The organism is Ignavibacterium sp. (genome assembly GCF_025998815.1).
Taxonomy (GTDB): domain Bacteria; phylum Bacteroidota; class Ignavibacteria; order Ignavibacteriales; family Ignavibacteriaceae; genus Ignavibacterium.
In genome coordinates this window covers 483,872-509,349 of the sequence record NZ_AP026678.1, presented here as the reverse complement: position 1 = coordinate 509,349, position 25,478 = coordinate 483,872, and the positions used below count along the sequence as shown (strand labels likewise).

Sequence of the window (25,478 nt, the reverse complement as noted above, 5' to 3'; positions counted from 1 at the left end):
GTTGCCGATGGCAACGCCCCTTGTCGAAGGAGAGAGGAGAGATCATTTGAGCAAAGTCATCTTCTTTGAGATTTTTGTGTTCCCTGCCTCAAGTGTATAAATATACAAACCTGTGCTTAAGTTTTCTGCATTGTAATTAATTTCATAAGTACCGGTTTCCCTAAAATCATTTACTAATTCTTCCACAACCTGACCAAGAATATTTGTTACATATAATTTTACTTTACCAGGTTTTGCAACTGAATAAACAATTTTTGTTGAAGGATTGAACGGATTTGGATAATTCTGACTTAGAGTAAAATCAGTTGGTATTCCGTTAATCTGATTTTCTTCAACTGATAAAATGTAGCTGGTGTTTTGTGGATCGTAGTTTGCCCACGGTAAATCCCATCTGCTTCCGGAAGGATCAAAAGCACCGACATAAGAAGTTGGTGTAAAGAAACTTCCAAGTCTTGGATTACTGAACGCTGCTCCTGTTGCTGCAGGTGAACCAGAATTTGGAACAGGATTAGGACTTGTAAGATTAAACGGAGCGATCAAACCAACTTCAGAAGGTTGAACATATCTTCTGTTCTGATAAGCTGGTGTATCATACCACTGGAGAGCATTTAACTGACCGTAATTTGTGATTATTCCATTTCCTGCTCTTAGTCCAGCCCAAATGGAATTTCTTATTTGTAAAGTATCACCGATTGCAGCATTACCAACACCGGAACCATCAAGCAATAATCCAATAGGATATCCCATAACAATCGAATTATAAATTGAGGTTAATGCACTTCTTCTGATATGAGCACCTCTTCTGAAATTCGGATTGTATGCAGTAAATGATGTATCAGGCATTGGACCAACAACCGTAAAGTTCGAAATTACTGGAAGTGTTCTTGGTGTATTGAATGTTCCTGTTCCATCATTATCAGTTTCAAAGCCGTTACTTCCACTTATATCGGCGATGTTTGGATCTCTCAAGCCAAATCCAAATTGAAGATTTCCTCTGAATCCGAAATCCATATCAAATTCATCATCAACACCTTTGAAAGCGATAAGATATTTTCCGTTAACAGTACCACCAAACCATTCAAAGGAATCATCACCAGAATAACTAACCTGCACATATTCTATAGTGGTTCCACGACCAATACCACCTAGAGTTAATCCGTTAATTTCGTTATCCGGCAAGAATGCAATTCCCGGAAATTCAATTCTTACATACTTAAGGATTCCGCTGTTGTCATCATCATTAGGAGTTGTACCACCACCATATACAGTTCCTGTACCACCTTCGAGTGTTGCTGTGCCACCGGGAACATTAATTGTAGCATTACCGGCGAGTATTATTCCTCCCCAATCACCAGGACCTCTGTTACCGGGTAGTTCTTGTGAAGTGAAAACAATTGGCTCATCTGGAGTTCCTTGAGCAATAATCTTGGCACCACGGTTAATAATGAGTGAACCTTTAGTAGATTTTTCACCATAAATAACTGTTCCAGCCTGAATTGTGAGTGTTGCAGGCGGGTTAACATTTACAAAACCCCTTAAGAGATATCTTTTGTTTTTAGAGAGGAAAGCATTTGAGTTGATATTACCTTCAATCACACTGTCAACAGGTGCAAGCTGTGCAAATGTTTCAGCCAGACTGAAAACAAAAACAACAAAAGTGAATAAAACGAACTTGTTAATTATTTTCATTTTGTCTCCTTGATTTGTTAATAATGTTTGTTAGTCTTTTCAACGCTTTCTCTCTCTTCTCTCTCTTCATTATTGAATTTTATATGATAACCCAAGTGAAATTCCGGTATTAGAACTGTTAACTCTGGATTTTTTATTTCCCTGAGTAAAAACATGCTCTTGAGAAAGTAAATCTTTTATTCCCAATTTAACTTCGAAGTTATCGAGGAAAGGTTGGGATATTACAATGTCAACTAAATCTCTTGGTTGCTCAGTTACATCTTCTTCATAAGCTGTAGCTACTTCAACAATTCTTTCCCCGATTTTGTTGTAAAGTATTCCGAAAGTTGTTCCGATAGTTGGTTCGGTAAAGTACAGACCAAAGTTCAGTACATATGGCGATTGACCTTGAAGTGGTCTTTCTTCTCGTGGTATTGTTGTTTCTGTGCCTTTTACTGTTACAGCTGATTTAATCCAACTATAATTTCCATTCAAAGAAAAGTTATTGAAGTATGAACCTAAGAATGCCAGTGTGAATCTTCCTTCTAATTCAAATCCGTAAATCTTTGCTTTATCAGAATTTGTAAATGTTCTCTCAGACCCAAGTGCGCTACCGGTTACAACTACTTTTTCAATAGCATCACTGATTGATTTATAAAATACACTTGCTGAAATCAATTCTCCGACACCAGGAAAGATTTCAAATCTTAAGTCATAGTTTCTGATAAGTGCCCTTTGAAGATTTGGATTTCCTCTTACAGAGGTTTGTGTTGCATAATCGAAGTATGCAAATGAAACAAGTTCTCTTAATTCAGGTCTGTTTACTGTTTGGCTGTAGCCAAGTCTTAAATTTGTAATTGGACTAATTCTGTAAATCAAATTAGCAGATGGCAGAATATCTACTTTTTTAAGTTGATTGCTTAAAGGAATCTGACCACTCAAGTCAAAAGAATTTATCTGCTGAAGAGAATTTTCTAAACGTGCACCACCGACAAAATTGAATTCCTGATCAAGGAAATAAAATGGTAATTCAATCATACCATATGTTGAAAATACATCCTGCTTAGCAGTATAATTATTTGAACCATTCTGATATTCTTCAATAGAGAAACCGTTTCTTCTGAAATTTTCAGGTGCAAATATCTCGTTCAATGGCAAATAAAGAAGGTTAAAATCGGTGAAGCCATTTCCTGAAGCATTAATAATTACACTGATTAACCTCGATGTAAAATCTCTTTTCTTTTCTTCGTATAATGAACCAAATTTATATTTTGCATAAGAAGTTGGAATTGTCAAATCAACACTTGCTCCTCTTGTTTTATCAAAAAGATTTGAGAAATATCTACCGCCATTTTTTAAGTTTGGCTGAAAACCAAGTATCGCGGCGAATGGATCATTAGTTCCGATATCCCTTCCGTAGAGAATCCTTCTGTAATCGGGTTCATTACGATTTGATTCTGAATAATATGTCTTCCAGTCTAATTTTAAATTGTTAAGAAAAGGAAAATAATGTTCTCCGTTTATTTGTGAGGAAAGAACATCTCTTTCAACAAATCTTAAAGCTGTTTGAATCTGCTCTTTGCCTGCATCAGTATATTGAGCTCCGTTAAGCACTGAAACTTCATCATCACTTGATCGGCTGTATGTATTCTTTAAAGAAAATTTGTGCAGATCAGATAACTTATAACTGAGATTTAACATTCCACCCATCATTGTGGAATAAGTCGATTGAACACCTTTAAATTCAAATCTTGGTTCTCCGCTTGCTTCGAATTCATTTCTTTCTACATCAGAATTTTTATATGAATTTCTAAATGAAAATGCAGCAACAAAACCAAAATTTTGTCCCAGCAAAGTTGTTCCATCACCAATTGATAGTGAAAAATTGTTATTGAGTGGAGCACGTTTTGTTTCCGGCGCCCAAACATTATTCAAAGACTTAGCAAGTTCATTTATTTCAGTTCTGGTTAAACCCGCCGAACCAAGATTAGCAGGAAATGATGATGGTAAAGCTCTTGTTCCATTATCAAATCCCCAGAAGCTACCTCCACCAGAGTAAGTTGAAAAATCTTTGAATGATGTATTAGATACGTATGAGGTTGAATAACTAAGGTTTATTTTAAGTCTGTCTGGAAAATCAACGGTGTTAATCTGGACTGTTCCGCCGGCAAAATCTCCTGAGATATCCGGTGTAAAAGATTTAACTACAATTGTATTGCTAAGTAAGTTTGTTGGTAACAAATCGAAAGCGAAAGATTTTTTTTCTGGTTCAGTGCTTGATAAAGAAGTGTTGTTTAATTGTGCATTGCTATATCTTTCACTTGTACCACGGACAAAAATAAATTTGTTATCAAGTAATGTAACACCAGGGATTCTCTTAAGAGCATCGCTTGTTGAAGCATCATTACTCTTTTTAATTTGTTCAGAGCTAATTCCATCACTTATCGAATTAGACTTTTTTCTTTGGTTAATCAAAGCATTTTCATAAGAACGGTCAAGCTTATCAACAACTACTACTTCATCCACTGAAATCGCTTCTGATGTCAAAGCAACTTTTAATTCGGTTGATTTGCCTGCAGTAACTTCAACATCCTTGATTGTAATTTTAGAATATGAAATGTAACTAACGATAACATTGTACTTACCCGGATTTACATTTTCAATTCTGAATTTTCCTTCAAGGTCGGTTGCAGCTCCAATGTTTGAATTTTCTATAAGAACATTTGCACCAATTATAGCTTCACCGGTTTCTTTATCAAGAACCAATCCGGTTATTGAGCCCTTACCTTGAGCAATCAGGGGAAGATAACCAAGTAAGAAAATAAGAAAAACTTTTTTCAGAAACTTACGACACACGATTGAGAAATTTTTTTTATTAAACATGATGACACTCTCTCCTTTTATTTGACGCCCAAACTTAAAATTCTAATGTTAAGAGAATGTTAAGAGAATATTAATTGAGTGTTAAGAAATCGGTATGAAAACAAAAACCCTTGAAAAATGCTCTTTTTCAAGGGTTGAGAAAATACAAGTATTAATCAGAAACTTATTTAATTAGTGTCATTTTCCCTGTTTTGGTTCTGTCGGCAATTTGAATATTATAAAAATATATTCCACTTGCTACATTTTGTCCCGCAGAGTTTTTTGCATCCCAACGATAAATATAATTTCCGGATGAAAGTGTCTGATTGACCAATTCAGAGACTAAATTGCCATTAAGATCAAAAATCCTCAGATTAACATTTTGATTGGTAAGAGAAACCGGAACAGTGAAAACAATCAGTGTTGATGAATTAAAAGGGTTAGGGAGATTAGCTATTTTTATCTCGTAATCATCAACAATAGAATTGTTAAAATCATCTTTTTCAGAAGTTAAAAGTTTAGGACCTGATCCTCTCGAATTTCCAGATGAATCAGCGAGATATAAGTTGACCCAGTCAGGTCTTAAAGCAGATTGTAAGTAAACATTTTTCCATTCATCATCTGAAAGTCTTAAAAAGTTTTTTGTTCTGTATTCATAGTAACTCATAACCGGACCAGCAAATGCTGTTAATTCACCATCAACCCAGGGAGTAATAAAAATTCCTATATTGATATATCCGGTTCCAACATGTGAAATCCAACCTTCCTTTGAACCGTAACAATCAGTTGGAGTTGTGTGAATATCGGCAACAATGTGATCACTTTCTATTAAACCTTTATTCCCATGAGCAAAATCCGAGTAAAATAATTTTGGATACCAACCATCATAATCTTTACCTGATCCAAATTTATTATAAATCATTCTCTGTAGAAATGATATTTCATTTTGCGTGAGCATAATACCATTTAACTCTTTTGTTGAAATCGTTTGTAAAGTATCGCTTGTGAAAAATAAATGATCGAGATACTGCATTATTATTGATTTAATCCCATTATCAGAAAAATTCAGTAAGTTAATTTTATCCTTTGCGTTTAGTGCAAATTCTTTTATAGTTGAATAGAATTCCGGAAATGGTTCAACATAAGAATATGGAAAAGAGCAAACTGTGCCTCCTGTATATGATTGTTTTGCATAAAGAATATTGTCATGCCGCAGCTCAGTCCACGAAGACAATTGTGAATTCATTTTCTGCTGCCAATACGCAGCAGTTTGCATAAACTCTGGTAAAGATGAACGATCCGATGGTGGATTTAAATCACGAATCATCTTTAACCAATATGAATAAATATTTGAAGTCCAGAAATCATTATCGTAAGAATCAATAAGATGCCTCAGCGCTGCAAGATTTGAAGAATAATTATATTGGTTTAATTCATTTATCAACAATTGAGCGGCTGCATCGTTACCAAGTGAAAAGAGAACATCAAGGGTCGATGGATATAATCTGCAAATCACCCGATTATAGTATTTTATTCTATCATACACAACAGACGCTGTAACATAGGAGTCAATCACAAATCTTTGTCCAAAAAGCAAAAATGATGAAGCAGGTGAAATTGAATCAGCAGTAATCGGATCATTGAGGAGTATCTGTGAAAGTATTAGCTGATACGCAAAAGATTGCTTCCTAAGTGTATCCTGAAACTCAGCGAATTTTGAAAAGTTCAATAATTCATCTGCATTAGTAACAGAAGTCGCAGTTTTCAGGTAGGACAGGTTATCCAAAGTAATATTATCCTGATCTCCAGCAAATATTTTTAGAGCTGTTTCAATCTCATCATAAATAGCTTTAGAACTAGTTGAGTAGATTAATTCATTTATCAGAAGTGCGTCAATAGTTTGTCTTTGAATATCAGCGATTGAAGGATGACAAGGAGAAGCGTCGACTCCACCTGGTTGTAAGAGATAAAATTCTGTTCTACCGAGCCACATCATTGTACGAAAATAATTTGCTAATTGTGGATAAACTTGATTATTTGCGTAGTGCCCCCTCGGTTTAAACTGACTCCAATCGACTATTCTGCAATTGTCTGAGAATAGATTATATGCGGTTGGCTGTTCATTCGAAATCAAATTAAGAATTTTATTGACTATTGTTGAGTTCTGAGAGTAATAAGGAGCTACATTTAAATTCATTAACCGACAGGCAATAGTTAAATAGACATCAACATCATTCAGCATTATTTGCATCTGTGGATTCGACCCATACTTTGTAGCCAATAGGTTTTGATTTGAATGTAGAGTTTGTAACAATTGTTTTAATTTATCGTAGATAAGTCCAATTTCAACATCAATTAAAATTCTATCATATGATATATGGAACGCATGAAGTATCGCATCAACTGAAACGAATACCGGAATATCAGCGTGAAATATTTCCATTAAACTTTCCCCAAAAGAAATCTTCTTAAGTCTTTCACTTACCATAAATCCGTGTTTATTAAGAAGCTCTTTTTCAAAATTAGTGAGGGAGTAAAATGAATCTATTCGGGAGAATAATCTGGAATCGTTATATGGAGTATTGATGTTCAATAGAAATGTACCTGAAGGATGCATTGATAACAGTCCCTTTGTTGATAAATTCTGATGGGACTTCAAAAACTGACGATAAGCCTCAATGTTAAAGTTGGATTGTCCGTATAAAACAAGCGAGAAAACCAAAAGCAGAGAGGCACTAAGGGTTAATCTTTTCATGACCTCCTCCGTTTTTCTACCTTAGGAAACTAACACATTTTAACTAAAGTTCGAAACACAAAAAAGATCCCTAAGAGAAAGATTTTTCTTCGGGATTAATCGTGACCCCAAGGGGATTTTCCGAGGGATCCTTTGGAGAACCCCTGTTACCGCCGTGAAATTTAGATCACTTCTAATATTTCAAAAATTTGAAAGGATTCTCAATAAAAAAATCCCGAAGAGAAAACTCTTCGGGATTACTGGTGACCCCAAGGGGATTTTCCAAAGGATCCTTTGGAGAACCCTTGTTACCGCCGTGAAAGTTCGGACAAAACTGAGTTTGAAAGATGTTTGCATTCTTCAAAAAAAAATCCCGAAGAAAAAAATCTTCGGGATTTTGTGACCCCAAGGGGATTTTCCAAGGGATCCTTTGGAGAACCCTTGTTACTGCCGTGAAAGTTCGGACAAAACTGAGTTTGAAAGATGTTTGCATTCTTCAAAAAAAAATCCCGAAGAAAAAAATCTTCGGGATTTTGTGACCCCAAGGGGATTTGAACCCCTGTTACCGCCGTGAAAGGGCGATGTCCTAACCACTAGACGATGGGGCCTTTCAATGCAAAACTAATTTTTATTGAATTTAGTTTCAATGGGTGAGTAGTGGGACTTGAACCCACGACCCCCAGGGCCACAACCTGGTGCTCTGACCAACTGAGCTATACTCACCGTATAAAATCATTATCTAAAGAGCTACTCTAATTTTTGTACGCCCGAGTGGACTCTCCAAAGGATGCTTTGCAGAACCACTAACCCTCAGCGTTGAAGGCTGATGCTGTGGCGATTTTATCATCTCTCAGAATTAAAAGAACTTCAAGATTTTGTACGCCCGAGTGGACTCGAACCACTAACCCTCAGCTTAGAAGGCTGATGCTCTATCCTGTTGAGCTACGGGCGCTTATAATTCAAGCTGAGTCGGGGCGGCGGGATTCGAACCTGCGACCTCCTGCTCCCAAGGCAGGCGCGCTAACCGGGCTGCGCTACGCCCCGTATTTCAAAAAACTTTCAAAAATTGAGAGCAAAATATATAGTAAGTATCTAAAAAAAACAATTAATTAGTACACCAATAATTCTCTTTTTCTTTAGAAATCACATTTTTTTCAATTGTATTGACTGATTAGTTAATTTTGAATTAAACATTAAAAATTTAATGAATATATCTTACTTTATCTTTAAAAAATATATCAAATCGAACCGTGATTCACGGTTTCTGAATTTAATTTCTACTATTGCCATCAGTGGTATTGCTCTTGGTGTTGCCACACTTATTATTGCACTAAGTGTTATATCGGGTTTTGAGAAAACTCTCACGGCGAAATTAACTGATATCGATTCACACATTAAAATCTTTAGCTTTAAATCAAATCTTCCCTCAGTAGATAATTCACTAATAAAAATTGATTCTATTTGCGGAAATAATCTTGATTATGCTTCACCATTTCTGTCAAATCTCGCACTGATAAGTTTCAAAAACAGAAAAGATGGTGTAACTATAAAGGGCATTTACAATGAAGGATACAAAAACAAAATTTTGGAAAATATAATTGAAGGTAATCTGTATTTGGATTCTTCAAATACGCTCATACTTGGAAAAACTCTTGCTAATAAATTATTGATTAAAGTTGGTGATAATGTCAGTCTCTTTGCATTAAAGAATAATCAAATTCCTTCATTGGACAATTTGCCAAACATTGAAAAATTCAAAGTGACAGGAATTTTTGAAAGTGGAATTGCAGAGTATGATGCATCAATTGCTTTTACAAATTTAATTTCTGCTCAGAATCTTTTTTCGATGCCAGGTGAAGTGAATGGAATAGACATTAAACTAAATGACATTTCAAAAGCTGATAGTCTTGCAAATCTTTTGAGAAAAGAATTGACATACCCTTACTTTGCCCGAAGTATTTTTGATTTGCATAAAAACATTTTTACCTGGATTTCACTTCAGAAAAAACCTATTCCAATAATACTTGGACTTATTATTGTTGTTGCTGTTTTCAACATTGTTGGAACATTACTGTTGATGGTAATTGAAAGAACAAACTCAATCGGAATCCTTAAATCATTCGGGACAAAAAAGAAACACATAATTCAAATCTTCCTTTTACAGGGATTTTATCTTGCAATTCTTGGAACAATAGCTGGAAATATTTTAGCTTTAGCTCTGATGGAAATTCAAACCAAATTCAATATTATCAAAGTTCCCTCAAGTATTTATTTTGTTACTAAAGTTCCATTTGATTTGTCGTTTGAAATATTTCTTATTGTTTCTTTAATAACGATTGTGCTTGCTATTTTGGCTTCGCTGATACCGAGCATTATTTCATCAAGAATTAACCCAGTTGCAGCATTAAGGTTTGACTGATGGATTTAGAAAAATTTATTGCGAAAAGATATTTGATATCCCGACACAAGTTGAACTTCATCACGATTATTTCATTCCTATCAATTGCAGGAATTACAATCGGTGTTGCTGCACTAATTGTTGTGCTTTCTGTTTTCAATGGATTCGGAAGTCTTGTCACTTCCTACTTAATGAGTTTGGATCCCCATCTAAGAATTGTGTTCAAATCTGAATCTACTGATTTACTTCATTCAGAAATTGAAGAAAAAATAAAAAGTATAGATGAAATTAAAAGTTATTCACCATTTGTTTCTGGAAAAGTATTAGCATTAAACAGAGGTAAAACTGAAGTTATTAATCTGAGAGCGGTTAAGTTTAATGAAATAAATAATCTATATGATTTTGATAAGCTGACAATATCTTCAAAATCAAATCCGGAAAGTGAACCTGAAAATTCAATTTATATTGGAATCAGATTAGCTGATAAGCTTGAAGCTGTAACAGGCGATACTGTTACAATAGTTTCTCCTGCTAATATCGAAAGTGTTTTAATGCAGAGTTCAATTCCATTGACTAAAAAATTTATCGTTAGAGGAATATTCAATTCTCAGAACAATGAATATGATGAATCCCTTGCGATCACTGATTTATCCTTTGGTCAGGAATTACTTGGTTTCAGAAAATCTTTTGAAGGATATGAAATTAAATTAATCGACAGGACAAAATCAGAACAAATAAAAGATAAACTTAGCGGAATGATTGATCCGAAAATTGCTGATGTTAATACCTGGTATGATTTTCACAAAGAACTTTATTCGGTTATGCAAATTGAAAGATGGGTTGCATATATTTTACTCTCACTAATAATTGCAGTTGCTTCTTTCAATATTCTTGGTTCGCTATCAATGTCAGTGCTTGAAAAGAAAAGAGACATTGGCATAATGAAATCATTCGGAGTGACAGAGAATTCAATTCTAAAAATATTTTTAAATGAAGGAATACTTATTGGAATTTTCGGATCATTCTTTGGCGTAATGCTCGGCTATTTTGTTTGCTGGCTGCAGTTGAATTTCAACATTTATCCGTTAGATCCAACAATGTATAAAATTGATAGCTTACCTCTTGAATTAAGAATTTCAGATTTCTTTTTTGTAAGTGGAGCCTCGATGTTGCTTACTTTTCTCGCAGCACTTTTCCCAGCAAGAAGAGCAGCTAAAGTAGATGCCTTAGAATCAATTAAATGGGAATAGAAATGAAAATAATATTAGAATCAAAAAATATTTTTAAGTCATATCAGAACAATAAAAAATTCAAACTGGAAGTTCTTAAAGATATTTCCCTTTCAATCGAAGAAAACAAAATTTCGGTTATTGTTGGAGCTTCTGGTGCTGGAAAATCAACATTGCTACATATCTTAAGTGGATTAGACAGACCTGATAGTGGTGAAGTATTTTTTGAAGCAGAAAATATTTTTAATTATTCGGATGAAAAACTAACCCACTTCAGAAATAAGAACATCGGATTTGTTTTTCAGTTTCATCATTTATTACCTGAATTTACCGCCGCTGAAAATATTGCCATTCCAAAATTAGCTGCCGGCGTAAAATTAAATGATGCGCTTTTACGAGCGGAAGAACTATTAGAATTAGTCGGTTTGATTGATCGAAAAGATCATAAACCTGCTGAACTTTCGGGAGGAGAGCAGCAGAGAGTTGCAGTTGCCAGAGCTTTAGTTAATGATCCAAAAATAATTTTCGCTGATGAGCCAACCGGGAATCTCGATTCAAAAAACAGTGAGTCAATTCATCAGTTGATTTTGAAATTGAAAAACGACTTTAATAAAACTTTTGTAATTGTTACTCACAATCCTGAATTAATGAATCTCGCCGATAAAATTTTCGAGATTAAAGATGGACGATTGAAAAATCAGGAATCACTTTTCAAATAATCGAACAGCAATCTTACACCAAATCCTGTCATATATTTTTTTGTGTAATTTCTTGAATCGTTGTGTATTGATGGTCCTGCAATGTCAAGATGAGCCCAGGGAATTTTTTTATCAACAAAATTTTCAAGAAACTTTGCTGCGGAAATAGCGCCACCCCATCTTCCTCCAAGATTTTTAACATCTGCAACTGAACTTTCATTCAGTTTATGATAATCATCCCAAAGTGGTAAACGCCAAACACGATCAAAAGTTTTCATTCCACTTTTATAGAGATTAACTGCTAACTCATCATTTTTAGTAAATAGTCCTGCTACAAATTCTCCAAGTGCAACGACACAAGCACCTGTTAAAGTAGCCAGGTCAATAATCTGATTAGGTTTTAACTTTGAGGCAAAGTCAAGAGCATCTGCAAGAATAACTCTTCCTTCAGCATCAGTATCATCAACTTCAATTGTTTTACCTGATGCTGTTTTGATTACATCGCCCGGCTTGAATGCCTCGCCTGAGGGCATATTTTCAGCAGTTGGAATGATACCGAAAAGATGAATTGGCAGTTTGTTTTTTGCAGCAGCGATTAAAGTCCCTGCAACAACTGAAGCACCAGCCATATCATTTTTCATTTCACCCATTGACTTTGATGGTTTCAGAGAAATTCCACCTGAATCAAAAGTCATCCCTTTTCCAACCAAAACAATTTTTTTCTGTTTCGTCTTTTTTGCTTTTGCTGCTTTAACAACCGGTTTGTATTCGAGAATAATAAATCTTGGTTTGTTGATACTTCCCTTTCCTACTGCAATCAATCCACCCATATTTCTTTTTGCAATTTCTTTTTCATCAAATACAGTGCATTTGATTCCAACCTTTTTAGCTTCAGAAGAAATCCGTTTGGCAAGCAAAGCCGGAGTTAATTCATTTGAAGGTTCATTTTGTAAATCTCTCACAAAATAAACTGCGTTCATCAAATTGTTTGCAGTACTGATAGCCGACTTAACTTTCTTTTCATTTTCTGCATAGAAAAATACTTCAAGTGGCTTAAGAGATTTCTTTTCGGTTTTATACTTATCGAATGAGTAATTACCAAAATAGATACCTTCAATAAAAGTTTGGTAAAAATATTCTTCATCATCAAAATATTTTTTAAAGACTGAGTATGAAGGAATTGTAATGTGAAGATATTTTATTTGTTCATTTGAAATTCTTTCAATAAGAGATGTTAAATAATTCCGGAAATAATCAACATCAAATTGATCATTAAGTTTTACCTTCTTCAGGATAATTTCATCAGGTTTGCCAGATGGTTTGGAAATTCTTATTTCATCAACTTCTTTAGAAACGAAATTATTTTTCTGAAGTTCAGTTAATCTGCAATTGAATATTCTTTCGATATTTGAAACATTCTTTTTTAACGAGCCATCATCAACCAGAAATTTTACAGCGAGTGAGAGATTTTTATAAAAGATTTTTTTTGCACCGAAATTTATTTTTAGTTCAAACATTCTCTCTCCTTTTTTTATTTGACATAATTGACTGCTTTAACCAGAATTGAATTTATCATCTCATCCGTCATTTTATGATCAAAAAATCTGGCACCAGCAGCGTTAGTGTGTCCTCCACCACCAAATTCAGATGCGAGTTTATTTACAGGAATATTTCCTTTAGATCTGAAACTGACTTTAAATCCATTTTTTAGTTCAATAAATAGAAGACCAAGTACAACATTTTCAATTGAAAGATTATAATTCACAAAATTTTCTGTATCACTTTCTATTGCGCCGAATTCTTCAAAATCATTCTGCGTGATTTTCATAAAAGCAATCTTTCCCTCAGCAATTAACTGTATTGATTCCAAAGCTCTGCCAAGTAATTTTATCTTACTGAATTTGCTCTGATCATAAATCTTATCATAAATTTCTGTGGGATTAACGCCAGCATCAAGCAATGTTGCAACTTTACGATGAAGTTTAGCAGTTGTTCTCTCAAACCGGAATGACCCTGTGTCAGTCATTATTGCTGCGTAGATTGGTTCAGCTATTTGTTTTGTGAGAGGAACAATTTTAGTCTCTGTAATAAGATTGAAAATTATTTCACCTGTGGCTGAGTAATCTGTATCAATGAATTCATAGTCAACAAATTTTTCAGGATCCTGATGATGATCAATACAAATTTTTATTGCTTTTGATTGCTCGAAGTTTTTCTTCATACTTACAGTTCTGTCACTGCGGTTGAAGTCAAGTGCAACAAGTACATCAACCTGATTAAACAGATCAGCGTGGTCATCAAGATTAAATTGTTTTATCACATTATCCACATCAAGAAATCTTAGATTATATGGAGTTTCACTATGATTGATGATATATGATTTTTTCCCAAGCGATTTTATTAACTGATAAAAAGCAACTTCAGAACCAATTGCATCAGCATCAGGATTAACATGAGTTGTAATTAGAAAAGAATTATTTGAAAGAATGATATTCTTAAGTTTCTGAAAGTTTACCATAAGATTAATGAAGAAGGGCTTGATAGCTCAAGCCCTCAAATTCGAAAGTAGTGAATAAAAAGATGTTAGTTAACTTCCCAGACATTTCCACTAAAAAGAATTTTTTCAAGATCACCTTCACCTTTTTTCTTTTTGACTTCTTCAATCTGTCTGAATAATCCTTCGTCATAAGTTTCTTTTGTTATCTGACGGAAAATTCCAATCGGAGTTGGGAAACCTGGAGTTTCATCAAACATAGCAAGGATTGCTGTTCTTGCAGGATTGGGATCGAACTCATCGTGTACCCAAAGATCATCTTTTGAATATTTTCCTGTTGTTAAATCAACAACCATCGGAGTCATTCCATCCAGTTTGATTCCCTTATCTTTATTCTTTCCAAATATCATTGGCTGACCATGAACGAGTTCAAGAACATGATCATCTTTTGTTTCTTTTTCAGTAAGAAGAGAAAAAGCACCATCGTTAAAGATGTTACAATTCTGAAATATCTCAATGAATGCAGTGCCTTTGTGAAGTCCTGCTCTTCTGATCATTTCCTGCAAATGTTTTGGATGACGATCAATTGACCTTGCAATGAATGAAGCTTCTGCACCAAGCGCAAGCATTGGAGGATTAAATGGATAATCAACACTTCCGTAAGGAGTTGTTTTTGTTACTTTTCCTTTTTCAGAAGTTGGAGAATACTGTCCTTTGGTTAACCCATAAATTCGGTTATTGAACATCAGAATCTTCAAATCAATATTTTTTCTGCAAGCATGAATAAAATGATTTCCACCTATACTTAGTAAATCGCCATCTCCACTAGCAACCCAAACGGAAAGATTTGGATTTGCTAACTTAACGCCCGTGGCAATTGCAGGTGCTCTACCGTGAATGCCATGAAAACCATAAGTGTTCATATAGTATGGAAAACGACTTGAACAACCAATTCCGGAAACCCATACAATATTTTCTTTTGGTCGATCAATAATTTCAGGAAAAGTTCTCTGCACTTGTGCAAGGATTGAATAATCACCACAACCCGGACACCATCTCACTTCCTGATCGGAAGCAAAGTCTTTTGCAGTATATTTTATTTCTTTTACTTCAACATTATTTGCCATTGTTACCTCCAAGGGTCTTAATTATTTGATCAACAATGTCAGCAACGCGAAGAGGTAAACCTCTTACGACATTAAACTGCTGAACATCAATAAGAAATTCGCTTTTGATTAATCTTGCTAGTTGCCCAAGATTAATTTCAGGAATAAGAATTTTATTAAAGCTCCTCAATACCTGTTCAGTATTTTTGGGGAAAGGGTTAATGTATCTGAAATGAGCTTGAGATACTTTATATCCCTGAGCACGCGCTTTGTTAACTGCTTCTTTAATTGCACCATAAGTTCCACCCCAACCAACAACTAATAATTCACCACTTTGTTCACCTTCTACCTCGAGCAATGGAATATCATTTTCAATATTCTTAATCTTCTTTGCTCTGAGTGTAACCATTTTGTGATGATTATCAGGATCGTAACTAACATTTCCATAGATATCAGATTTTTCAAGTCCACCAATTCTGTGTTCAAGTTCAGGAGTTCCCGGAATCGCCCAGGGACGAGCAAGATTTTCATCACGCAAGTATGGATAAAATCCTTCTTTCTCTGTTCTGAATTTAACCGGTATATCAGGCAATTCATTAGCGTGCGGAATTTTCCAAGGTTCAGAACCATTCGCAATGTAACCATCAGTTAAAAGAATAACAGGCGTCATATACTTGATTGCAATGCGTGATGCCTCAATTGCCATATTAAAACAATCACTTGGAGTAGCTGCAGCAACAACAACAACGGGTGCTTCTCCATTTCTTCCACAAACCGCCTGTAGCAAATCTGCTTGCTCAGTTTTTGTTGGAAGTCCTGTACTTGGACCACCTCTTTGCACATCAATAATAATAAGTGGAAGTTCAGTCATTACAGCCAAACCGATTGCTTCGGTTTTCAATGCTAAACCAGGTCCACTGGTTGAAGTGATTGCAAGGTTACCAGCAAATGATGCTCCGATTGCAGTTGTAATTCCAGCAATTTCATCTTCTGCCTGAAATGTTTTAACTCCGAAATTTTTGTAAGTACTTAAATACTGAATAATTTCGGATGCCGGAGTGATGGGATATGAACCAAGGAATAATGGTAATCCGCTTTTAACTGAAGCAGCAAGAAATCCCAATGCTGTGGCTTCATTTCCTGAAATACTTCTGTAAGTTCCTTTAGGAAGTTTTGCTGGTTCAACAGTATATCTTGCTGTAAAGAGTTCAGTCATTTCGCCATAATTATAACCAGCACGAAGAGCTCTTTCATTTCCTTCAATGTACTCAGGATTTTTTGCAAATTTTTCGTGAATCCATTTTACTGTATTATCAATCGGTCTGTTAAATAACCAGTACATCAAGCCCAAAGCAAAAAAGTTTTTTGCACGGGAAACTTCTTTCGGACTTAGTTTTACTCCTTCGAGTGCATTAGCGGTTAATGAACTGATTGGAACCTGATAAACCTGGTATCCATCAAGCGAACCATCTTCTAATGGATTCGATTCATAATGTGCGAGATTAAGATTTTTAATATCAAAAGAATCTGAATTAACTATGATCATTCCTCCCTTTTTTAATTCGGGAAGATTTTTCTTTAGAGCTGCAGGATTCATCGCAACCAATACATCAGGTTGATCACCAGGTGTATGAATATCTTCACTGCTAAAATGTAATTGAAATCCACTTACGCCATAAATTGTTCCTGCGGGAGCTCTGATTTCAGCGGGATAGTCAGGAAGTGTGTTAAGATCATTTCCAACCCAAGCGGTTGTTTCACTAAATTGTGTTCCGGTTAATTGCATACCATCTCCGGAATCACCTGCGAACCTAATTGTTACTTCTTTAAGTTGAAGCAACTCTTTTTCTTTGTCTGTTTCCATGTTTACTCACTTAATAAAGTTTAATAATTGCCGATTCAAAACTACTAAGAGCAATGTGAATTATCAATTGAATATTATTTACTCAACACTTTGAATTATTTTTAGAAATTCTTCTGCGTTTACAAAACCTGTAATCCTGTTTACTTCTTCACCTTTTGAATTTAGAATCAACACAGTAGGTACTCCAACTATCTTGTATTTTTCACGCAATGCAGAAACTTCAGGTGCTAAAGATTTTGTCATATCAGCTTTAAGTGTGATAAAGTCTTTGGATTCTTCGATTACATTCGCATCTGAAAATGTCATTGCATCAAGTTCTTTGCAGGGAATACACCAATCAGCATAAAAATCAATTATAGCACCTTTCTTTCCTTCAAAATTTGAAAGAGCTGAATCAGAATATGGCTGCCAATCAATTGACTGTTTATCTGATGGTATCAAAGCCCAGACAGAAATTGCAATTACAATAATTGAAAAGACTGTTTTGAAAATTGTAAATCCTTTAATTCCTTTGGCAGCTTTATCGAAGAAAAGAATATAAATTGCAGCAATTATTCCGAAGATTGGTAAAACATATCCGGAAATTTCTTTAGGTAAAAGCGGAAGTAAAAAGTAAAGAGCCATTCCTAAAAGTATAAATCCAAAGATGTGCTTCACTGCATCCATCCACATACCTGCGCGAGGTAGATTTTTAATCTTTCCAGAGAAGATTGCGAGAAATAAATATGGCAATCCAAGACCTAGTGCCAAAACAAAGAACATCAGAAAGCCAAATAAAGGATCACCTTTTGCTGCAACATACGTAACCAAACCAAGAACAAAAGGACCGATGCAAGGAGCTGCAACAATTCCCATTGTTAATCCCATAAAGAAAGCGCCATAATATCCGCCTTTTGCACCACCAGCTTTTGCAACCCAACTATCAGGCAATTTGAACTCATAAACTCCAAACATACTTAATGATAATACAACAAATATTGCAACTATTATGATAATGACAATCGGATTCTGTAATAATGCTCCGAATACAGCACCGGTTAATGAAGTAACAACTCCCACGATTGAATAAGTTACTGCCATTCCGAGCATAAATAGTAAACCCATTAAAGTGAGTCGGCTTGTACGACCTTCGCTTTGCCCACCAAAATATCCAATTGTAATTGGTATTAGAGGATAAACACAAGGTGTGAGATTTAATGCGAGTCCGCCGATGAATACAAATAACAATCCGACTAACAATCCACTTTTTTCAAGTGTGGACGAAATTGAATCATCTTCATATTTCTTTTCAACTACTTGTGTATTCTCAGCAATATTAATTTTCTCAAAAATTTCCTGATTAATTTGGTTAACCGGTGTAGATTTATCAGCTATTTCAATTTCGAGTGTATCTGATATTGATGTTGGTGCGAGACAACTTTGATTATTGCACGCCTGATAATCAAGATTAAATATCAGATTGTATTTTCCTGGTTGAACATTATCATCAACTTTTATAATGGCACCGACATAAAATTCACCTTCCCAAACAGAAAGTGGTGTTTCAGAAAAACTGAATTTATATTCTTTAGCTTCAGGATATGCTTTCTTTATAAGCTTAAATCCTTTTATATCACCTAAGGTTAATTCTGTAGGAATTAAAAAATCCTCTTTTGGTTTATCAGAATTAATGTGCCAGGTTTCTGCGACATCAACCTTTACTGCAACTTTGAATTCACTTCCAGGATAAATTTTATCGAAGGAAGAATAGCTTTTAATTTTAACCTGATCACTATTTCCACCAAACTGAGAGAATGCACTTGATGAAATAATAATCATCAATGAAACAATACTTAAAAATAATTTTCTCATCATTCCTCAAAATTTTTTATGAATAGAAATCTTGTTTTAACTTTTATAATAAGAGTATTCTTAATTTAATCTAGTCTAATTACTCAAAACGAAATATCTAAAATCCTTTTAGCAACAGGACTAATACTTCGTTTAGAGTGGTAAAAAATAATTTCTTCTAAACTCAATAAATTCATTTTCGCCAGCCCTGAACGATTGGATATCTTCTTCCATAACCAAATGCTTTGGAAGATACTCTCAGAGCAGGCGCGGCTTGCTTTCGTTTATATTCACTGAAATCAACCATTCTCAAAACTTTCATCACAATTTTTTCATCACCAATAATTTCTTTTATCTCATTAATTTCTTTGTTCTCTTCAAGATACATTCGTAAAATTCTGTCAAGCAAGTCATAAGGTGGTAGTGTATCCTGATCTGTTTGATTTAGTTTAAGCTCGGCTGAAGGTTCTTTATTGATGATAGCTTGCGGAATTATTTCCCTTTCCAGATTGATATAATTGGCAATTTTATAAACATCTGTTTTGTAAACATCAGCAATCACTGCAAGTCCGCCAGCCATATCTCCATAAAGTGTTGCATAACCAACTGCCATTTCGGATTTATTTCCTGTTGTCAGTAACAAGTGTCCTTCATTATTCGAATAAGCCATAAGATACAAACCACGAATTCTTGCCTGAAGATTTTCTTCAGTTAAACTTTTAATACTTTTAAGAGCAGGTTTAAGTTGCGAAATTGTTTCATCAACTACGGGTTGGATGCTAACATTGTTAAATGAGATTCCTAAATTTCTAATCAGCGTTAATGAATCAGTTACACTGCCTTCACTGGAATATTTTGAAGGCATCAGAAGAACATGAACATTTTCTGCTCCCATAGCTTCGACTGCAATACAAGTAACCAGTGCAGAATCGATTCCACCACTAAGACCGACAAGAACTTTTTTGAAATTGAGTTTGGTACAATATTCTTTTAATCCATAAACAAGAGCTTTAAAGACTTCTTCTTCAAAACTACTTTCGCAATTTTTTATTTCTTCATAATGCTCTCTGGTATCGAACAAAATAAAATCCTCATCAAAAGTTTTTCCTACTTTAACTAATCTGCCTTCCTTATCAAAACACATACTTGCACCATCGAAAATCAAATCAGTCTGCGCACCAACACAGCAAGTATAAGCAAGCGGAAGTTTATCTGTTCTGCATAAAGTTGAAAGCATATCTTTTCTTGCTTGTCTTTTTCCATAAGAATACGGACTTGCAGAAATGTTTATCAGAATTGTTGCTCCTTTTTGAAGCAATTCCTGAATCGGATCTCTTGTATATCGTCGTCGGTACCAATAATCAGCATCATTCCAAATATCTTCGCAAATAGAAATTCCTAACTTCTCACCTTTGAACTGATGGACGAAAACTTCTTTTGATGGGTCGAAATATCGCATCTCATCAAATACATCATAATTTGGAATTAAAGTTTTGTGTTGAATGAATTGAATTTTACCTTCATAGCAAAGAAGTGCAGAATTATGAACATCAGTTCCAATCAAATCATCGTCTTCTGTTATAGCTCCAAAAATTAATCCTACCGAAGCAGTCTTCGATGCAATTTCGTTTGCAGCTTTGTTAACAGCTAATCTGAATTCTTTTTTTTCAACTAAGTCAAGTGGAGGATAACCAACAAGTGATAGTTCAGGAAAGATTACTAAATCTGCGCCAGCTTCAATCCCCTTTTTGTATCCATCTAAGATTTTCTTTTTATTGTATTCGAGGTCTCCGATTATTGGGTCAATCTGACATAAAGCAAGTTTCATAAAATTGTATGTTAAGATTTTAATAAAATGTTGTGACTAAAATATGTTATCTCAAAGATTTTACAATGATATTAAATCACTTCGGGATTAAACATTCTTTCTAATTCAAATCTAAAGTCTGATAATTCAAATTTATAATGAGAAAATTCGGATAATTTTATTTGTAGTAATAGTTCACTGAAATCGAAAACTAATTTTAGCTACCATTCACCGATTCCATTCGCCCGAACAAAATGATGATTTGCCAAATCTAAATTGATTGAACCGCTGATACTATATTAAATGCCTTCCATATAAAATGATATTAAGTTTACAGTAGAAATTTTATTCAGAAAGGAGTTCGAAAATGGAAAAGAGATTATATCGTTCCTATACCGACAAGATGCTCGGTGGAGTTTGTGGTGGTCTCGGCGAGTATTTTGATATTGATCCGGTTATCATAAGAGTACTTTTTGTGGTTGCAGTTCTCTTTGGCGGCGGAGGAATTCTAGCTTATATAATTTTGTGGATTGTAATTCCTCAAAAACCTTTTACCATCCCAAAACCAAATCATGAAGGTTCATCAGGTGCTGACGCAACTGCAGGACAATCAGACACGAATCAAAATACTTTTCAGAACTTCATCGTTGAAAAAAGAAGAATGAATAAAAATTCGCTGGCTGGAATAATTCTGATTTTTCTTGGAGTATTGTTCTTACTGGATAATTTTGTTCCAAGATTCAGTTTCCATGACTTCTGGCCTTTAATTCTTATTGGAATTGGATTCGCGTTAATTCTTAATGCAAGAAATAATTATAATGAGGTGAAACAATGAAAACTTCACATTACTTCTGGGGAATGTTTTTTGTATCGCTTGGCGCGCTTGTGCTGATCGGAAATCTTACTGACTTTAGTTTCCAATGGTCAACAGCATGGAAATTCTGGCCAAGCGTTTTAATACTAATTGGAATTTCAATAATGCTAAAAAATCAGATTGGTAAAGCAGTAGTTGCATCACTTGCAGGAATTGTTTTAGCTCTTTCAATTTATGCTTCGGTAAGTGCTACAACTTCATTGATTAACAGCGACTTTGAAATAGTTATTGACGATGATAACAATGCCGTATTTGACACAACATATTTTTCTCAGGAATACAATGACTCAATAAAAACTGCTGCATTAAATTTCAATGGTGGTGCAGGTTCATTCAAACTTTTTTCAACAACTGACAAATTAATTGATTTCAAAGCCGAAGGATTAAAAGACCTCTATTCAGTAAGAAGAAATGATGTTGGGTCATATTCAGAAATATTTTTTGATATGAAAGGAAGAAGTATAAAAATCGGTAAAGAAAATTATAAAAACTTTGTTGAGATATCATTGAATCCTAATCCTGAATGGGATCTTAATTTTGATGTTGGTGCCGCATCACTTGATTTGGATTTAACTCAGTTCAAAGTAAGAAAGACCGAAATAAATATGGGAGCCGCAGCACTAAGAATCAAATACGGTGACCAAATAACAACCTCGGATTTAAAGATTGATGCAGGTGCATCAGACATCGACATACTAATTCCAAAGGATGTTGCTTGTGAAATAAAAACTGATGCTGCACTATCAAGTAAAAATTTTGTTGGCTTCACAAAAATAAAATCAGATTTATACCGCACACCAAATTTTGATAATGCTGCAAAGAAACTGTACATAGATATTGATTGTGGAGTTTCATCAATTGATGTGCAGAGTTATTAGGATTTTGTAAACTTAAATTCTAAAAAGATGTCACACAGAAATGAAATTTGTGTGACATCATTTTAATTTATACTGCCTACTCAAAAAATTCAGGATTTATCATTTTGTTTATTATTCAACCCTTCAACAATTTCCCTGAAGCTTGCTAAACCCGCCTCAATATTTTCTATGATTTCATTTGCTATAACATCTGGTTCAGGTAAGTTCTCCAAATCACCAAGCGACTCATCTTTAAGCCAGAATATATCCAGATTAGTTTTATCTCTTGAAATGATTTCATCATAACTAAATTTCTTAAAGCGTTCGGTTTCTTTTCTTTTAAATCTGTTTGATGGATTATAACAGTTTATAAAATCCTTCAGATCATCATATTTCATCTGTTGAGTTTTAAGAGTAAAGTGCATATTAGTACGAAGGTCATAAATCCAGACTTCTTTTGTCCAGGGTGTTTTTGCTGCAGGTTTGTTATCGAAGAAAATAACATTTGCTTTAACTCCCTGCGCATAAAATATTCCTGTCGGAAGTCGCAGTATCGTGTGAAGGTCAGTAGTTTCCAGCAATCTTTTCCTGACAGTTTCACCAGCACCGCCTTCAAACAAAACATTATCGGGAACCACAACTGCCGCTTTACCATCTGCTTTTAGCATTGAACGAACATGCTGAACAAAATTTAATTGCTTATTTGAGGTTGTTGTCCAGAAATCCTGTCTTTCATAAGTGAGTGCTTCTCTGCTTTGAGTTCCATCTTCATTTGTAATTGTAAAACTGCTTTTTTTACCGAAAGGAGGATTGGTTAAAACATAATCAAATTTTTCTGAGGGTGCTGAAAGCAGACTATCGGCTCTTTCAATTGGTGGCTCACTGTTCAAATCACCAATTCCGTGTAAGTATAAATTCATCAAACACAAACGTGCAGTGTTCGGGACAATTTCCCAACCTCTGAAAGTATTAAATTTAAGAAATTCTTTTTCACTCTTATCAAGATTGTAATTCGTAGAGATAAAATCGTACGCTGAAAGGAAAAAACCACCTGTGCCACAAGCAGGATCTGCAATAGTCTTTTTTGGTTCTGGTCTGATGCATTCAACCATTGCTTTAATTAAAGCACGTGGAGTAAAATATTGTCCTGCACCGGATTTTGTATCTTCAGCATTTTTCTCTAACAAACCTTCGTATATATCACCTTTAACATCGGCTCCTAGTACAACCCAGTTTTCATCATCTATCATTTGAATAAGCTTATAAAGTTTTGCGGGATCCTGAATTTTATTCTGAGCTTTGAAGAAAATTTCGCCAATCATTCCTTTTTCTTTTCCAAGTTCTGTGAGAATAGTTATGTAATGTGCTTCAAGCTCAGCACCACTTTTATTTTTCAGAGATTCCCAGTTATACTTTGCCGGAATATTTATTTTTCTGTTGTACGGTGGTTTGGAATATTCATCAGCCATTTTAAGGAAGAGAAGATATGTAAGCTGTTCTACATAATCGCCGTAGCTTACGCCGTCATCTCTTAATGTATTGCAGTAATTCCACACTCTCTGAACAATTGATGCTGTTGTCATATTTCTTTTATCAATTTTTATAATGTTACATAAAACTTTTACAAAAGATGACATCTTTTGAAAAAGATGTCATCTTTGAGATTTTAATTATCCTTAAAAAGGTTCAGGTATTCAGTAAACTCGAATTCGCGATTCCTTCTGTATCCGGTTTTTTCAACCAGGATTTTTAATTTTACAAAATCAGCAATTAAAGAATTAGCTGTAGGAAGTGAAACCTTTAATTCTTGCTTTATTTCCTGAACATTAACAACCGGCTTTTTGTATAAATATTTCATCAGTTGTTTTGCAGTTGGTAATTTTTTACCAAGCTCAGGCAATTTCTTATCTTCAATTTCTTCTTTCAACTTTAGAATACTTTTAAATGTAGTTATGCTTTTATCACTTGTTTCAATAATGCCGGTAAGAAAAAATTTTATCCATTGGGTTAGATCATTTTTAACTCTGACATTGTTAAGATTATCATAATAAAGCTGACGATGTTTTTCGAAATAATCCGATAAGTAAAGAGCCGGTTTTGAAAGAAGCTTTGTACTTACCAGATAAAGCGTAATTAACAAACGACCTATTCGACCATTTCCATCAAGGTATGGATGAATGGTTTCGAACTGGTAATGTGCAATTCCGGCACGAATTAAAACTGGAACATCAATCTGATCATTGTGCAGAAATTTTTCCAGATCACTCATCAATTCATTAATTTCCGTATGAATTGGAGGAATATAAACGGCATCCTGAATAGTTGCTCCGCCAATCCAGTTCTGGCTGGTACGGAACTCACCTGGATTTTTGTGTGCACCTCTTACACCTTTCATCAATATCCGATGAGCATCTTTTAATAATCTGGTTGAAACTGGTAGTGTTTCTAGTTTTGAGATTGAAGTGTTCATTGCTTCTATATAGTTCTGCACTTCCTGCCAATCGTTTTTTCTCTCAGGATCAATTTCTGATTCTTTTTTTAATGCCTCTTCAATCTCCGTTTTTGTTCCTTCTATTTTACTAGACTTTGTTGCTTCTTTTGCGATGTGCATTTCTATGAAAATATCAACATCCGGAATCTGTAAAGCAAATGAATCCAGTGAACCTAGTTTCCTGTTTGCTTCAGCAAGTAATGTATTTATTTTAGCGTCTTCCCAAATCCATTGCTGATTTATTTTGGTTGGAAGAAAGCTCTTATAATCCTGTATTTGTATATAACTGCCGCCTTTGAATTCTTCAAATTTCACTGATTTTTTAACTCTTTCTTTAATTATAGAAGTTTATAATTAAATATAGTTAAATTTCTTTAATTAAAACAAGTCATAATTAAACTTTAAGCACTTTCTTTTATCATAAAAATTTATAATTAAATCAGTTTAATTATGATTAGTAGGGCTGAAGCCCGGTTAAATTGGGTCGGCTTCTTTTAACCACGACTTAAAAGTCGTGGCTATTCAATGATGAATAAAAATATAATTTATGAATTGCCACGAGCTTT

At 34.5% G+C, this 25,478-nt stretch carries 16 protein-coding genes and 4 tRNA genes; 5 read left to right on the top strand and 15 right to left on the bottom strand.

The features are described 5' to 3' along the window. Positions 1–42: 42 nt before the first annotated feature. The 7 genes from Q0X14_RS02115 to Q0X14_RS02085 all read right to left on the bottom strand — a co-directional run bounded on the left by Q0X14_RS02115 (position 43) and on the right by Q0X14_RS02085 (position 8,308). Positions 43–1,689, bottom strand: a complete 1,647-nt coding sequence (locus tag Q0X14_RS02115) for a T9SS type A sorting domain-containing protein (protein WP_297841787.1) — start codon at positions 1,687–1,689, stop codon at positions 43–45. Between the two features lie 69 nt (positions 1,690–1,758). Then, positions 1,759–4,551, bottom strand: a complete 2,793-nt coding sequence (locus Q0X14_RS02110) for a TonB-dependent receptor (RefSeq protein ID WP_297841784.1) — start codon at positions 4,549–4,551, stop codon at positions 1,759–1,761. Positions 4,552–4,714: 163 nt separating this feature from the next. Further along, positions 4,715–7,285: a DUF3160 domain-containing protein gene (locus Q0X14_RS02105; protein ID WP_297841781.1), complete on the bottom strand. Its 2,571-nt coding sequence runs from the start codon at positions 7,283–7,285 to the stop codon at positions 4,715–4,717. A gap of 515 nt (positions 7,286–7,800) precedes the next feature. Further along, positions 7,801–7,872: transfer RNA gene (locus Q0X14_RS02100), tRNA-Glu, on the bottom strand. A gap of 41 nt (positions 7,873–7,913) precedes the next feature. Continuing rightward, positions 7,914–7,987: transfer RNA gene (locus tag Q0X14_RS02095), tRNA-His, on the bottom strand. A 155-nt stretch (positions 7,988–8,142) separates the two neighbouring features. Continuing rightward, positions 8,143–8,216 (bottom strand) — tRNA-Arg (locus tag Q0X14_RS02090). A 17-nt stretch (positions 8,217–8,233) separates the two neighbouring features. Continuing rightward, positions 8,234–8,308 (bottom strand) — tRNA-Pro (locus Q0X14_RS02085). Between the two features lie 160 nt (positions 8,309–8,468). Between Q0X14_RS02085 and Q0X14_RS02080 the strand changes: the two genes are divergently transcribed. Genes Q0X14_RS02080 through Q0X14_RS02070 form a run of 3 tightly spaced genes read left to right on the top strand, consistent with a single transcriptional unit; the run spans position 8,469 to position 11,610 of the window. Further along, positions 8,469–9,683, top strand: coding sequence for an ABC transporter permease (locus tag Q0X14_RS02080; protein ID WP_297841779.1), 1,215 nt, complete (start codon positions 8,469–8,471; stop codon positions 9,681–9,683). Beyond that, positions 9,683–10,912, top strand: a complete 1,230-nt coding sequence (locus Q0X14_RS02075) for an ABC transporter permease (RefSeq protein ID WP_297841777.1) — start codon at positions 9,683–9,685, stop codon at positions 10,910–10,912. Before Q0X14_RS02080 ends, Q0X14_RS02075 begins: the two co-directional genes overlap by 1 nt. Before the next feature lie 2 nt (positions 10,913–10,914). After that, the gene (locus tag Q0X14_RS02070) at positions 10,915–11,610 is read left to right on the top strand and encodes an ABC transporter ATP-binding protein (protein ID WP_297841774.1); all 696 of its coding nucleotides are present in this window, start codon (positions 10,915–10,917) and stop codon (positions 11,608–11,610) included. Here Q0X14_RS02070 and Q0X14_RS02065 read toward each other — a convergent pair. From Q0X14_RS02065 to Q0X14_RS02040, 6 genes are all read right to left on the bottom strand, one after another. Continuing rightward, entirely contained in the window at positions 11,589–13,106 is a 1,518-nt protein-coding gene (locus tag Q0X14_RS02065) for a leucyl aminopeptidase (protein WP_297841771.1), read from the bottom strand. The two genes, Q0X14_RS02070 and Q0X14_RS02065, sit on opposite strands and share 22 nt — an antisense overlap. 14 nt (positions 13,107–13,120) lie before the next feature. Next, positions 13,121–14,107: a bifunctional oligoribonuclease/PAP phosphatase NrnA gene (locus Q0X14_RS02060; RefSeq protein ID WP_297841768.1), complete on the bottom strand. Its 987-nt coding sequence runs from the start codon at positions 14,105–14,107 to the stop codon at positions 13,121–13,123. 65 nt (positions 14,108–14,172) lie between these two features. After that, positions 14,173–15,210: a 2-oxoacid:ferredoxin oxidoreductase subunit beta gene (locus Q0X14_RS02055; protein WP_297841765.1), complete on the bottom strand. Its 1,038-nt coding sequence runs from the start codon at positions 15,208–15,210 to the stop codon at positions 14,173–14,175. After that, positions 15,200–17,053: a 2-oxoacid:acceptor oxidoreductase subunit alpha gene (locus tag Q0X14_RS02050; RefSeq protein ID WP_297841761.1), complete on the bottom strand. Its 1,854-nt coding sequence runs from the start codon at positions 17,051–17,053 to the stop codon at positions 15,200–15,202. Before Q0X14_RS02050 ends, Q0X14_RS02055 begins: the two co-directional genes overlap by 11 nt. Positions 17,054–17,131: 78 nt before the next feature. Then, on the bottom strand, positions 17,132–18,904 hold the full coding sequence (locus tag Q0X14_RS02045) for a cytochrome c biogenesis protein CcdA (RefSeq protein ID WP_297841758.1): 1,773 nt from the start codon (positions 18,902–18,904) through the stop codon (positions 17,132–17,134). A gap of 172 nt (positions 18,905–19,076) precedes the next feature. Then, the gene (locus Q0X14_RS02040) at positions 19,077–20,711 is read right to left on the bottom strand and encodes an NAD+ synthase (protein WP_297841756.1); all 1,635 of its coding nucleotides are present in this window, start codon (positions 20,709–20,711) and stop codon (positions 19,077–19,079) included. A 346-nt stretch (positions 20,712–21,057) separates the two neighbouring features. On the opposite strand from Q0X14_RS02040, the gene Q0X14_RS02035 reads away from it, so the two are divergent. Together Q0X14_RS02035 and Q0X14_RS02030 are read left to right on the top strand one after the other, a co-directional pair. Further along, entirely contained in the window at positions 21,058–21,525 is a 468-nt protein-coding gene (locus Q0X14_RS02035) for a PspC domain-containing protein (protein ID WP_297841753.1), read from the top strand. Then, on the top strand, positions 21,522–22,442 hold the full coding sequence (locus Q0X14_RS02030; protein ID WP_297841751.1) for a DUF5668 domain-containing protein: 921 nt from the start codon (positions 21,522–21,524) through the stop codon (positions 22,440–22,442). Before Q0X14_RS02035 ends, Q0X14_RS02030 begins: the two co-directional genes overlap by 4 nt. A gap of 89 nt (positions 22,443–22,531) precedes the next feature. Here the strand turns inward: Q0X14_RS02030 and Q0X14_RS02025 are convergent, their stop codons facing one another. Together Q0X14_RS02025 and Q0X14_RS02020 are read right to left on the bottom strand one after the other, a co-directional pair. Then, a complete protein-coding gene (locus tag Q0X14_RS02025) occupies positions 22,532–24,004 on the bottom strand; it encodes a class I SAM-dependent DNA methyltransferase (RefSeq protein ID WP_366522792.1) in 1,473 nt (490 codons plus the stop codon). 83 nt (positions 24,005–24,087) lie between these two features. Next, positions 24,088–25,227: a Fic family protein gene (locus Q0X14_RS02020; RefSeq protein ID WP_297841746.1), complete on the bottom strand. Its 1,140-nt coding sequence runs from the start codon at positions 25,225–25,227 to the stop codon at positions 24,088–24,090. Positions 25,228–25,478 lie beyond the last annotated feature (251 nt).